Here is a 13544-nt window from a genome sequence, read left to right on the forward strand (position 1 = left end):
GCGCCATGGAACGTATCGTTAACACAGAGCTCGGCGTCATACGGGAACCGCTGCGCGCACCTTTCGGCTTCAAGGGAGGCACGCTGAGCGAGCTGTGGCAGACGGCCGTGCGCCTGACGCTGGACAGCGGAGCGAGCGGCATGGGTGTGGGCGTACAGAGCGTGCTCTGGTCCGACCCCGTCACATTCTGCGCTTGTGACGAAGCGGGCGGCAACGAAAGAATGCTGGCGGTCACGCGCCGCGCGCTGGAGCTTTTGCAGGGACAGGTTTTCACAGACCCGCCCGGTATGACCGCGGGCCTGGTGCCGGAGCTTCTGGCGTTCGCCCGCAGACTTCTGGGACGGGCAGACGTGCCGCAAACCTTTGTACTCAACGCGCTGGTACCCGTGGATTTTGCGCTGTGGCAGCTTTGGAACGCAAAACGGGGGAACGGCACCTTCGACGCGCTGTGCGCGTCCTTCTGCCCGGAGCTGACGAACCGGGAAAAAGAGTTGGGGAGCATCCCGCTCATCACTTACCATACGCCGGAGGACGAGCTGCACGCCCTGCTGGAGGACGGCGCCTTTTTATTAAAGGTAAAGATCGGTTCCGATCCGGAGAAGAACGGAGATCCGGAGGCCATGCTTGCGTGGGACATCGGGCGCCTGCGCACCGTCCACACGGCAGCCGCCGGCTTTACCACGCCGTATACGGAGTGTGGCCGCCCCGTCTATTATCTGGACGCCAACGGCCGTTATCCGGACAGGGAATTTCTGCTGCGCTTTCTGGATGCTGCGGACAAGATGGACGCGCTGGAGCGCATCGTGCTGCTGGAGGAGCCGTTTGCGGGGGACCGGCCGGAACCCGTGCATGGCCTGCCGGTACGCGTAGCGGGCGACGAAAGCGCCCACAGCGCACAGGACGTTGCCCGCCTGACCTGGGAATACGGCTATTCGGCCATCGCCTGCAAACCCATTGCAAAAACGCTGTCCGTCACGCTGGAGATGGTGCGCGCGGCGCAGAAAAGCGGCGCGGCGTGCTTCTGCGCGGACCTGACGGTGCCGCCTGCGCTTTTGGACTGGAATATGTCTCTGGCGGCGCGGCTGCCGCGTGTACCGGGCCTGCGCGTGGGTGTTGTGGAGAGCAACGGCCCGCAGAATTATACCGATTGGCGCCGTCTGGACGCTATGTGCGCCGCGCCCGGAGCCGCCTGGCGCACACCGCAGAACGGCGTGTACCGGCTTGACGGAGGTTTTTATGGGGAAAGCGGCATTTTTGCGCCGCTGCCCGCTTATGCGGACACGCTGCGCCCGGTTTGAACAGGAGGGCCGCGCCCGGAAAGGAATGTTGAACCTTTGGATTTGAAAGTGCATTTTGCCGTGGCGGGCTGCGGCGTGATCTCCCGGTTCCATCTGGACGCGATCCGCTCCATCGAGGACGCGGCGCTGTGCGGCGTGTATGACCCTGTGGAAGCAAGCGCCCGTGCCGCGGCACAGGCTTACGGCACCCGGGCGTATCCGGATTACGACGCGCTTCTGGCAGACCCGCAGGTGGACGCGGTGTGTATCTGCACGCCCAGCCACCTGCATGCGCCGCTGGCACTGCAGGCTGTGGCCGCGGGCAAGCATGTGCTCATTGAAAAGCCCGTGGCGCTGACGTTGGAGGACTGCGACGCTGTGGCCGCCGCAGCACGCGCCGCCGGTGTTCAGGTGGGGGTAGTCTCCCAGCTGCGTTACGGCCCGGCCGTGGCGCGCGTAAAGCGCGCCTTGGAGAGCGGGGCGCTGGGGCGCATCACGCGCTGCGATTTGTATATGAAATATTTCCGCCCCCAGAGCTATTATGATTCGGGTACCTGGCGGGGCACACAGGCGATGGACGGCGGCGGGGCGCTGATGAACCAGGGGATCCACGGTGTGGACCTTGTGCGGTATCTGATGGGGCCGGCAGACAGCATCTATGCGCTGAGCGGCACGCTGGTGCGGGATATTGAGGTGGAGGATACACTCACAGCTGTAGTGGCCTGGCACTGCGGCGCGCAGGGCGTCATTCAGGCGTCGGTGGGGGATTACCCCGGCTTTCCGCGCCGCATCGAGCTGAACGGCGAGTCAGGAACGATCATTTTGGAAGAAGACCGCATCGTTAAATGGGAGGTGGCGGGAGACTCCGCTTACCATATTTATGAGCAGGAACCCGCGCCGGAGGTGCGCTCCCACAGTGAGGCGGGCGCGATTGACCCTTCGGGGCATGTGGCACAGCTGCGCAACTTTATCGACGCGGTGCGCGGCGAGGGGACGCTGCTGGTGGACGAGGCCGAAGGCCGCAAGGCACTGGCGCTGGTGCTGGCCGCTTACCGCTCCGCGGCCGAGGGGAAGCCCGTAGTTCTGTGACGCTTTTACCAGTAAAACTGCTCGGCGACGGTTCTGTTTTGGATGTTTTTTCAAATTCGGTGGGTCAGGATTGAACGATTTATCAAGTTTGCCTGCCAAATGCGGCGTTTTGAAATTTAATTTTGTGTAAATTGTTTTTACGAGGCGAAGGACGCAGCAAAGCCGTTTTTAGGCGGAACTGCCCGCGGCGCCTCAAAAAAAGTGCAAAAAAGGCCGCCCGGAAGGCGGCGGCCGAAAATGGAAGATTTGCCAAGAAGAATTTTTGCAGATTTGGTATAGTATAGGAGGGCAAAAAAGCACCCGGGGCACATCGACGCGCGCTTTTGCGCAAAAGCGCCGGTGCCTGGAGCCAACGGCTCCAGGATATTCTTTTAAAAGAGACCCGTGTGCACGCCCGGAATTGATGCCATGTACGGGCCGGGCTGACCGGTCGTCCGGCCCGTTCGGAAATAATGTTTCATCAGGAGGTCACTTATGAAAAAGGCACTCGCTTTGATCCTTTCTCTTGCGCTGGCTGTTTCGGCGCTCACCGCCTGCGGCGGCGGAGCATCTTCTTCCGCAGCCGGCAGCACATCTGGTTCCGCCCCGGCATCCGCCGCGCCCTCCGGCGAAAAGACGGTGGTCACCGTCTGGCACATGTATGCCGAGGATGAGGAAGTAACCAAGCCCCATCAGCGTCTGCTGCAGTGGGCCGAGAATTACAACGCCACCAACACCGATAACATCGAAGTCGTTGTGTCCGGCGCCAAAACGGCGGACGTCATCATGACGACGATCGCTTCCGGCTCTACGCCGGACATCTTCCAGAACTACTGGAACAACGCGCCTACCTGGGCGAACAACGGCGCTTTGTACGACCTTACCGAGTTTGTCAACGGCGGCGACGCCGAGTGGAACAAGGACGATTTCATCGACGCCGCATGGGATGTGTGCACCTACGAGGATAAGGTATATTCCATCCCCTTCACGTACAGCTCTACGTTCCTGTTCTACAACAAGGACATGCTGGCCGAGGCCGGCTGGGAAGAATTCCCCAAAACGATGGACGAGCTGATCCAGTGCATTGACGACTGCACGAAGGTTGGCGCTGACGGTTCCATTGAGCAGATGGGCCTGATCCCCGATTATCCCTGGCTGGACAACGTTCTGTGGCCTGTGGCGTTCGGTGCGCAGTTCATCGACGAAGAGACCAACACCATCACCTTCGATTCTCCCGAGATGCTCAAAGCTTATCAGTTCCAGGCCGACATTTACAGCAAGTACGGCTATGACAACGTGAAGCGCTTCATCGATTCTCTGGGCGCCCGCGCCACAACCGAGGACCCGCTGTTCACTGGAAAGCTGGCCATCCGCTGGCAGGCGGACTCCGCGCTGGCTTCCATGGTGGATGCTGCGAAGGAGACCGGCACCAACATGGGCATCGCCCCGATGCCGGCTCCCGCCGAGGGCGGCGAAGGCCAGGGCATGCTGAGCTGCGGCGTGTGGGAAGTGAACGCCAAAACGGCGAACGCCGAAGCCACGCTGAAGGTGCTCAAGAGCCTGACCAGCGCCGAGAACATGGCCTTCATGGCTGAGGGCGACTATGGCAACGGCGCGTTCATGCCGCGCAAGAGCGCTCTGGACGCGGTCATCGCGATGGACGGCGTTTCCGAAGAGGCCAAACAGGTGGCGGAGATGCTGCGCGACGGCGAGTTCCGTGCGTTCCCCATGAGCTCCTATGTCAACGAGTATCTGACTGAGATCAGCACTTACATGACCGAGGCGCTCGCCGGCAATATGACCGTAGAAGACGCGGCCAAGGCCGTTGTGGAAGCGGTGCAGCCCATGGCGGACGAGGCCGCCGGCTGAACAGACAAAAGAAACAGTAAAGAATAGAGGAAAGCGCCGGCTGTGCGGTTACCCGGCCCGGTCGACGCTTTCCTTTTTTGTATCGCGCCTGTATTCCCAAAGCCCGTGCCGCGGGCCATCTCTACGAAAGCGAGGTTTTGGCATGAGAAATGCATCGGCCGCCAAAAAGGAAGCAAACGGGATCAAAAAACGAAAATCGAAACAAGAGCGGAGGTTCTTCCTCCTTGGCCTGCTGTTTGTCTCGCCGTGGCTCATCGGGTTTTTGTGCTTCCAGCTTTATCCGATCCTCTCCGCGCTGTATTATAGTTTTACGGATTTTAACATCTTCCAGCCGGCAGAGTTCACAGGGCTGGACAACTATGTCACGCTGTTCAACGACAAATATTTTCCGGTGTCGATCAAGAACACCGCCGTCATGTCCTTCATCGGCATGCCCATCGGCCTTGTGGTCGCTCTGGCGCTGGCCGTGCTGCTGTCGAAGGAGGTCAAGGGCATGCCCGCGTTCCGCACCATCTATTATTTGCCCACAGTGGTGCCCATTGTGGCCAGCGCCATGCTGTTTTTGTGGGTGCTCAACCCGGAATACGGCCTGCTGAACAACTTTTTGTCCTGGTTCGGCATCCGAGGCCCAAGCTGGCTGAGCGACCCGAAGTTCACCAAGATCTCGCTGATGATTATGGACGTGTGGCGCTGCGGGCAGAACACCGTCATTTTCCTTTCGGCGCTGAAGGCGGTGCCAAAGTCCTTCTACGAGGCGGCAGAGCTGGACGGCGCGGGCCCTGTCAAGCGTTTCTTTAAGATCACTCTGCCGTACATTTCGCCCACCATCCAGTTCCTGGTGGTGATGGGGCTTATTTCGTCGTTCCAGTATTTCACGCAGGCGTATGTGTTTGCCAGTGTTTCCCAGGTGGGGCAGAGCATCACCGGCGGGCCGCAGAACTCGCTTTTGTTCTATTCGATGTATCTGTATATGAACGGCTTCAGCTACATGAAGATGGGCTACGCCTCGGCTATGGCCATCGTGCTGTTCCTGATTGTGCTGGTGGTTTCGTTCGTGGCCATGTACCTGATGGAAAAACGCGTCACCTACGACGTAGAGTAAGGGGGGAACAGCTGTGAAAAAATGGATCATCTCTGCAAAAACCTCGCGCACCGTGGGCAAGGTCTGCTCTTATATTCTGCTGATCTTTTTTGCCTGCATCTTTTTCATGCCGTTCCTGTGGATGCTTTCCACCGCGGTAAAGCCTACGAACCAGATATTTCTGAATCCGCCCAAGTGGATTCCGGACCCCATTAAGTGGGAAAATTTTGCGACAATCTTTAAGCGTATGCCGCTGTTCGCTTATACGAAGAACACGCTGGTGGTCGCGATTCTGCCGGTCCTCGGCCAAATCTTCGCCGCGCCGATGATCGCCTATTCCCTGACGAAGATCCCCTGGAAGGGTGCGAAATATATTTTCCCGCTCATTCTCGCCACAATGATGATTCCCTGGCAGGTCACGCAGATCCCGCTGTTCATCACATGGTCGAAGCTAGGGCTGGTGAATACCTTCGTACCCCTGGTGCTGCCCGCATTTTTCGGTACGCCGTATTACATCTATCTTATGCGGCAGTTCGTAAAGGGCCTGCCCGACAGCGTCATTGAGGCCGCGCGCATCGACGGTGCGAACGAGTTCGTCATTCTGTACCGTGTGGTCTACCCGATGTGCAAGCCCGTGCTGACGACGATCATGGTGCTTGTATTCATCGGCGGCTGGAACGATTTGAACGGCCCGCTGCTTTATTTGCAGGACAGCGCAAAGTATACGCTGTCCATCGGCCTGCAGATGTTCCTGACCACTGCGCGTCAGGAATGGGACCTGCTGATGGCCGCAGGCGTGATGTTCACCCTGCCGCTCATCATCATCTTCTTCCTTGCACAAAAACAGTTTATAAGCGGCATTTCCACGACTTCCGGCTTAAAATAAAAGCCGGGGAGCTGAAATCCTGCGCCCGTGCGTTTTGGCGCATGGGCGTTTTTTGTGAAACAGAACAGACAGAGCACAGAGTACCCATTTTGCGGCACCCTTGTTTTGGTGCGCTCAAAAACAAACAGAAAACAAGAAAGAAGACTCAGAACAAGCCCATTGGTATCATTGAGAAGGAGTTATCCGAATGCGTAAAGAAAAAATCATGCGTTTTTTCCTGGCGGCGGTCCTTGCAATATCCATGCTGGCGATGCCGCTCACAACCGCCTATGCGGAAAGCGTGTCGTCTTCCTCTGACGCGGCGCCGTCTTCCGCTGTTTCATCCTCCACCGGGACAGAGTCCTTCCCGGATGCTTCGTCCTCCTCCGGGGCGGCGTCCTCTCCGGACGTTTCGTCCTCCTCCGAGGCGGCGTCCTCCCCAGACGTTTCGTCCTCCTCCGGGGCGGCGTCCTCCCCAGACGTTTCGTCCTCCTCCGGGACAGAGTCCTCTCCGGACGTTTCGTCCTCCTCCGGGGCGGCGTCCTCTCCGGACGTTTCGTCCTCCTCTGGGGCGGCGTCCTCTTCCGGCGCTTCGTCTTCCTCCGAGACGGTGTCTTCGGATGTCTCATCTTCTTCCGGTTCTGCGGATACAGCCAGCGCCGCAACGGCGGCAGATACTGTAAACCTGGCGCAGGGAAAGGGCAATGATGCCTTCACACTGGAAATGGAAGGCGCCGGTACGGACCTTGACCCTGCCACCAAGGATACAACGATCCGCGAAAAAGAGGAGAGCATCCTCAACCGCCTGACAGACGGCTATTACGGCAGCGGCGAGATATTGGACGGCAATTGGAATGGCAGCGGCATGCGCTCTCATTATTATGAGGCATACCGGCAGATCGACCGCGCCATCACGCTGGATCTGGGGCAGCTGAGCCATATTGAATCGCTTTCCTTCCACATGCAGGAGGGCCTGGGATGGGGGATTTCTGCGCCGTCGATGGTCACCTACTTCCTGTCGGAGGACGGCGTAACGTTCCACCGCGTGGGCCGTGTTTCCCGCTTCGACGCCGTGAAGGACGAGGACCCGGACCATTATTATTCCGTGGTGGAAAACGGCAAAGAGGTGAATTGCCAGAGCTACTATTTTACGCTGGGCGGCCTGAACTACAATGCGCGTTATGTAAAGGTCGCGTTTGAGCTGACAGGCACCTGGGCCTTTGCCGACGAGCTGGAGGTACGGGGCACAGCGGCGCCTTCGGATACCGCCGAAACGCTGCCGGATACTCCGGGCACGGATTATGAAGTTGTGAACAAATATGCCTGGACAGACCAGGCACGCGGCATCCAGCACGAGGCGCTGGCCTATGCCGGACACTGGTTCTCTTCCGCGGGCGGTGCGCTGCAGACCAGCCAGAAAACCGTGGAGGAGCTTCTTCCCATGGTGGGCTATGTGGACGAGGAGGGCAATATTACGGATAAGTTTTTTGAATCCGTTACCTTCCTGTCCCACGGCTATACACCAAATCTGGATACGCCGGATGACGATACGGATTACCATAACCTCATCTATGTGAGCAGTACGATGACCTCCAACCCCGATGCGGCACAGATGTGTGCCACCGCGGAGGACTGGCAGACCTATCTTGATTTTCTGTTCCACTACGGCGAGGGTACAGGCACGGCTTATAACCTGGACGCGCTGAACGAGGCTGTGGCCCTGGTGAAAGAGGCCACAGGCGACGCGGATTACAAAGTGGGCGTGAAGATTGCGTTTTATCCGCCCATTCTGTGCCAGGATGCCTTCGGCACGCTGCCCGGCGGCACCCATTCGCTGAATTTCGCGGTTTCGGATACCAATCCGGCGCAGCAGGCTCTGGCGGACCGCATGGAGGCCTCCAGGTGGTATCTGGACACCGTGATTCGGGAATTCAAGGCCAAGGGTTACGAGAACCTGCGTCTGGACGGCTTCTATTGGTACGATGAAGTGATGCACTACGACGTGGACCCGTTGGTTCTGGAAACGGTGCAGGGTGTAACAGATTACGTCCACAGCCTGGAGAACGGCGCGTATCAAATTTACTGGATCCCCTTCTACCAGTCCTCCGGGTTCCGCGCCTGGAAGACCTTCGGCTTTGACTACGCCATCATGCAGCCCAACTATGCGTTCGACGCCAATGCCTCCGAACAGCGCATTGCGGATACCGCTGCGCTGTGCAAAAAGTACGGCCTGGGCATCGAGATGGAATTCGGCGGCATCAACGACAAATACATCAGCCAGTTCCGCTCTTACCTCACGCAAGGGGCGGACGACAAGCTTGCCTATCAGAACAACAGCCTGATTGCCTGGTACACGGGCACATGGGGCATTGCAGAGACGAGCCAGAACGTCTCGGGCACGCGGTATATCTACGACGCGATGCATGATTTCTTCAGCGGCATCCCCACGGAGATGGAGAAGCCTGTCAAGAATCTTGCGGCGGCGGGCACGCTTACACTGGAAGCGGACAATGTAAAAAATACCGAAGAATTCAACAAGCTGCTGCAGGCGCTTCCGAAACTGGTGGACGGCAATGAAAAGGCCGGCGCCTGGAACGACAGCTATGTGAAGATCAATGCCAATCACGCGCAGGGGCCGTTTACGCTGACAGCGGATCTGGGCGGTATCGGGCAGGTGGAGCGTGTGGCGCTGGGCTCCGTTTCCAATCCGGGATGGGGCATCGGCGCGCCGGACAGTGTTTCATACAGTGTTTCACAGGACGGCCAGACATGGAAAGAGCTGGGTACTGTAACCTATGCGCAGGCGGAGATAAGCCCGGGAGCGGCCAACGGCTTCGAGACGGTCGAGTATGTGCTCAAGCTGGATGCCGCCGAAAAGGCCCGTTATATCCGCGCGGAGTTCGGCCACGGCCTGGACGCCTCCAAAGACCCGGCTGCGCCCTATACATGGCTGGGCGTGGACGAATTCACGGTAAACGGTACGGCGCCGCTGGCTTCGGGCGAGGGCATCGCATCTATGGGTACCATAACGTTGGAAAGCGGAAATGTCCTGAACAGTGAAAGCTTTGCAAACCTTCAGAACGTGGCTTCTGTGCTGCTGAACAACGGCGTCCTTCAAACAGGAAGCTGGGCGAACCAGAATACGCTGAACGGTGATTATATCGGCGTCCTGCAGACCGTGGCTACGGAGCCTTTTACGCTGCAGATCTCCTTTGACACTGTCGCTGAGGTGCAGGCTTTGGGGGTAGACTATCTTGCCTGGGTATCCGCGGGCATCGGCGCGCCGGATAAGGTGACGTATTCCGCGTCGCTGGACGGCAAGAGCTGGACGGAGCTCGGCACCGTGGCGCAGGCGGACGCTCGCCGCTATGAAGCCATCGCCACGGGTATGGACGCCTACCACTTTGTACTGGAGACTGGTGCTCCGGTGCGTGTGAAATACCTGAAGGCCGAGTTTGAGCGCGGCTTCAACACGGACAAAAATACCAAATTCGGCTGGGTGGCTTTTGATGAATTCACCGTGGAGGGCGCGCTCACTTCGGAACAGCCCGCTCCCGTGTTCAACGAGGTGGACAGTGCAACAGGGATCCGTGTTGCGGCAGGGCTGGACACAGTGCCGGCCGGCGCGCATCTCAAGGTGGAGCCGGTGGATGCGGGCGACGCGGCATATGCTTCTGTGGCGCGCGCTTTCCGCAATGAAAATGTTGACCTTGCGGCATTTGATATTTCTTTGCTGCTGGATGGCGGCACGGTGCAGCCGCGCGGCGTGCTGAATGTGGCGTTCCCGCTTCCCCAGGGCTTTGACGCAGCCAAAACGCAGCTGTATCACGTAAGCCCTGAGGGCGAAAAAGAACTGCTGACGGCAAAAACAGCAGACGGCCTGCTGAATGCGGAGCTGACACATCTGAGCCTGTATGTATTGGCACAGCCGAAGGCGGGCGCCGAAAGCGGCGGCTCCTCTTCTTCCGCTCCTTCGGGCGGGACGAGCAGTTCTTCTGCAGACACATCTTCCTCTTCCGGCACGCCTTCCGGCGGCGCGGGGGGCGCGTCTTCCGGTACGGCCGCACCTGCGCCGGGAATTCCCCAGACAGGGGATGCGTTCCCGCTGGTCTGGGTCACCGTAGCCGCAGCAGCTTGTGTGGTCCTGCTGGCTGTGCTGGCTTGGAAAAAGCACCGGGAGACACGCGCATAAAAAATGTGACATTTTGGTAAAAGCCGGATGCATTCCAGCGGCGGTGTGCTATAATGGTTTCAAGCCAGCAGCTTGTGCGGCTGTGTGCCGGGCATAAACCGATGCGCATGCGCGCAGCTTTGGAAACATTGAACCACGCAGAACGGCAACGGGGCCGCGCGTCCGCACATGGCGGGCGCGCGGCCGTTTTTCAGCAGCACGGCTGCGCCGGTATATCAGAAGGAGGGACAAAGCGATGGAAGTATGGAATGAGCCGGCCGTTTTATTTGAAAAGAGCACGATGTTCACCAAGAGCAGATTCTGTAAGATCTATAAGGTCACATCGGAGAATCCCTCCGGCTATCTGCCCCATTCCCACGATTATATGCAGATTTGGTATATCACCCGAGGCTGCTGTGAGCATTGGGTGGAGGGGCAAAAGCATCTGATGGCCCGCGGCGATATCTTCATCGTTCCTCCGAAGGTCGAGCATCAGGTGGTGCGGCTGGAAGATGCCGAGATCATCAGCTGCGAATTTTCTTTCGACCATTTTTTTCCGCCGAAGGAGAACAGCGCCTATCAGCAGGTGCATGAAGCGGCGCTGAATCTTTCTTTTGCCTGGCTGTTCCTCAAGGATGCCGATGACATCCATTCCCAGTTTTCGCTTCGGCCTGAAACGGGAGAGCGCGTGAACACGCTGATGAACGCGATGCTGGTGGAATACGAAAACGGAGATATCTATTATGAGGAATTCCTGCGCGTGCAGATCATGGAGCTGCTGCTTGTACTGGCACGGGAATATTCTCAGTCGCCCCAAAGCCATACCGCAGCGGCCGTTTACGACAAATACAAGCCTATGGTGGAAGATGCCATCCGGTATGTGGAAGCGCATTACAACGAGCCGCTCAAGCTGGAGGATGTGTGCCGTATCTCCATGGTGTCCAAAACATATTTCTGCTATCTGTTCAAGCTGCTCACCCAGCAGACCTTGGTGGAGTATATTATGAACCTGCGCATCCAAAAGGCCATTGAGCTTTTGAAGGACCCGGCCAATTCCATTACCTGGGTGGGATACGAGGTGGGCTTCAACGATTCGACGCACTTTTCGCGCACGTTCAAAAAGGTCGTAGGTATTTCGCCGCGCACCTATCGGGCAATCAAGAACTCTGAAAGCTGAACCGCGCCCGGACGGGCGCGGCGGCTTTGCAAAAAAACAGACCGCGCGGCGCGCGGCCGGGGAGAGATGGGATATGGAAAATTTTGTGCATGCGTCTGTTTCGCATGCGGCCCTTGCGGAGTTTGGGCGGAACGCCCGCGCCGTTGGAGTGCAGCTGCACGCGCTGGAGATTTTTGAAAAAAATGAGTGCATGGTCCGCTGGGCCGTCGCGCCTTACAGCTGCGGCGATAAACGGGAAATGTACTCGCTGAGCAAAAGCTTTACTTCCACGGCTGCAGGAGTTGCGTTTGGAATGGGAAAGCTGCATCCGGACGACCGGGTGCTGGACTGGTTCCCCGAATATGCATCCCTGTGTTCGGGCGATGCGCGTTGGAGCCGCCTGCGCGTGGGGCATGTACTCTCCATGAATACAGGGCATGCGGCCTGTGTGATGCCGCAGGCGGCATTTTCGCAGGATGGCGTGCGCGCTTTTTTTGAAGCGCCGCTGTCCCATGAGCCGGGGACGTTTTTCGCCTATAATACCGCCGCCTCCTATCTCGCGGCAGAGCTGGTGCGCCGTGCCGCGGGCCGCACGGTTCCCGAGCTTCTGGCACGCACGGTGTTCCCCGCGCTGGGTGTGGAGGAGTTTTCGTGGCTGACCTGTGCAGACGGACGGTGCCAGGGCGGCACCGGGCTGCAGGCATCCTGCGATGACGTCGCGAAGCTGGCCCTTCTGTATCTGAACGAGGGCGAGTGGGCGGGACGCCGGGTGCTGCCGCGGGACTGGGTACATATGGCTGCGCAGCCGCACTCCGTAAATGCGGGAAACGGCACGCCGGACTGGTGTGCGGGCTACGGCTATCAGTTCTGGATGAACCGGCGTGGAGGCTTCCGCGGCGACGGCGCCTTTGGGCAGTTGTGTGTGGTTCTGCCTGAAAACGGAATTGCGGCCGCCGTTACGGCCGAGTGCACAAATATGAGTGCCGAGCTGGACGCGCTGTGGCTCCTGCTGGAAAATCTGCATAAGCAGGACGGCGCGTGCGCAGACGGAGGGCTGCCGGAGGCGTACATACCCCAAGGCAGGCTGGACGGCAGAGAATGGGATACGGGCTGGCTGGATTTCCGGCCAAACCCGGCGGGTTTCACAGGCCTGCGTGTGCGCGTGGACGGGGAAGCCGCCTGTGTATGGCTGTGCGACGGCAGCAGTGTGCAGAAGGTGTGCGCGCCGTCCGGTACGTGGCGGGAGAATACGCTCTGGGCGAAAAATTTCCGTCCCGCCATCTTCCGCCAGATGCCGAGGGCGGAACGCGCGCCGCTGCGTTTCGCCGCGGCGGCGCATATGCGCGGGGATCTGCTGGTGCTGGAGTGCCGCAGCCTGAATACGCCCCATGCCTTTGAAATGCGTTTTGCCTCCAGCGGGGACGGCATGCGCATGGAGCTTTTCTCCCCGCTGGATGTCTTTGGGGAAGAAAAGCTGCTGGAAGCGGGCCGCCCGCAGCGCAAAGTAGAGCGGTAAAGGAATGTGGAGGCAATGACCAGAATACTGTTTGTCTGCCACGGCAACATCTGCCGTTCGCCCATGGCGGAATTTGTGTTTCGGGAGATGGCTGAAAAACGTGGCATGGGGGCTCTGTTCCACGCGGCTTCCGCCGCTACCAGTGGTGAAGAGCTGGGCAACCCTGTGCACCAGGGCACACGGGAAAAGCTGCGGGCTGTGGGCATTTCCTGCGCGGATAAGCGCGCGGTACGCCTGCGCCCGGCCGATTACAGGGCCTGGGATCTGCTGCTGGGCATGGATTCGTACAATTTGTCCAACATGCGGCGCATTTTTGGCGGCGACCCGGAACGAAGAATGTTTCGTCTGCTGGATTACTCCGCTCACCCCCGTGATATTGCCGACCCCTGGTATACCGGAGATTTTGACGCAACATACGCCGATGTGTGCGAGGGATGCGGGGCGCTGCTGGAGCATCTGCTGCGCGGCGGGCTGCGGCCGGAATAGCCCTGCGCGGAAAAACAGAAAACAAAAGGCCGGGCACTGCCCGAACGGAGTTCCG

General features: G+C 59.0%; 10 protein-coding genes. 9 read left to right on the forward strand and 1 reads right to left on the reverse strand.

Annotated features, from left to right (window positions below; genetic code table 11):
• Positions 1 to 5 precede the first annotated feature (5 nt).
• The 5 genes from IIY41_RS13505 to IIY41_RS13525 all read left to right on the forward strand — a co-directional run bounded on the left by IIY41_RS13505 (position 6) and on the right by IIY41_RS13525 (position 6181).
• Positions 6 to 1298 (forward strand): enolase-like domain-containing protein, encoded by a 1293-nt coding sequence (locus IIY41_RS13505; RefSeq protein WP_172726055.1) that lies wholly within the window; start codon positions 6 to 8, stop codon positions 1296 to 1298.
• Positions 1299 to 1334: 36 nt separating this feature from the next.
• On the forward strand, positions 1335 to 2366 hold the full coding sequence (locus IIY41_RS13510) for a Gfo/Idh/MocA family protein (protein WP_009326136.1): 1032 nt from the start codon (positions 1335 to 1337) through the stop codon (positions 2364 to 2366).
• Positions 2367 to 2840: 474 nt separating this feature from the next.
• Positions 2841 to 4214 carry an extracellular solute-binding protein gene (locus IIY41_RS13515; protein WP_009326135.1) on the forward strand — a complete coding sequence of 458 codons (1374 nt, stop codon included), beginning with the start codon at positions 2841 to 2843 and terminating at the stop codon, positions 4212 to 4214.
• Positions 4215 to 4356: 142 nt separating this feature from the next.
• Positions 4357 to 5316, forward strand: a complete 960-nt coding sequence (locus tag IIY41_RS13520; RefSeq protein WP_287401182.1) for a carbohydrate ABC transporter permease — start codon at positions 4357 to 4359, stop codon at positions 5314 to 5316.
• A 13-nt stretch (positions 5317 to 5329) separates the two neighbouring features.
• Positions 5330 to 6181: a carbohydrate ABC transporter permease gene (locus IIY41_RS13525; RefSeq protein WP_050005557.1), complete on the forward strand. Its 852-nt coding sequence runs from the start codon at positions 5330 to 5332 to the stop codon at positions 6179 to 6181.
• 267 nt (positions 6182 to 6448) lie between these two features.
• Here the strand turns inward: IIY41_RS13525 and IIY41_RS13530 are convergent, their stop codons facing one another.
• Positions 6449 to 6865 carry a hypothetical protein gene (locus IIY41_RS13530; RefSeq protein ID WP_287401184.1) on the reverse strand — a complete coding sequence of 139 codons (417 nt, stop codon included), beginning with the start codon at positions 6863 to 6865 and terminating at the stop codon, positions 6449 to 6451.
• 19 nt (positions 6866 to 6884) lie between these two features.
• Here IIY41_RS13530 and IIY41_RS13535 point away from each other — a divergent pair, with 19 nt between their 5' ends.
• The 4 genes from IIY41_RS13535 (at position 6885) to IIY41_RS13550 (ending at position 13489) form a co-directional block, all read left to right on the forward strand.
• A complete protein-coding gene (locus tag IIY41_RS13535; protein WP_287401186.1) occupies positions 6885 to 10352 on the forward strand; it encodes a DUF4855 domain-containing protein in 3468 nt (1155 codons plus the stop codon).
• A gap of 235 nt (positions 10353 to 10587) precedes the next feature.
• Positions 10588 to 11508 carry an AraC family transcriptional regulator gene (locus IIY41_RS13540; RefSeq protein WP_117472856.1) on the forward strand — a complete coding sequence of 307 codons (921 nt, stop codon included), beginning with the start codon at positions 10588 to 10590 and terminating at the stop codon, positions 11506 to 11508.
• A 73-nt stretch (positions 11509 to 11581) separates the two neighbouring features.
• Positions 11582 to 13003, forward strand: coding sequence for a serine hydrolase domain-containing protein (locus IIY41_RS13545; RefSeq protein ID WP_123157839.1), 1422 nt, complete (start codon positions 11582 to 11584; stop codon positions 13001 to 13003).
• 15 nt (positions 13004 to 13018) lie between these two features.
• On the forward strand, positions 13019 to 13489 hold the full coding sequence (locus tag IIY41_RS13550; RefSeq protein WP_287401189.1) for a low molecular weight protein-tyrosine-phosphatase: 471 nt from the start codon (positions 13019 to 13021) through the stop codon (positions 13487 to 13489).
• Positions 13490 to 13544: the final 55 nt, after the last annotated feature.

The sequence above is a fragment of the Ruthenibacterium sp. genome (assembly GCF_017421385.1).
Lineage (GTDB): Bacteria > Bacillota > Clostridia > Oscillospirales > Ruminococcaceae > Ruthenibacterium > Ruthenibacterium lactatiformans.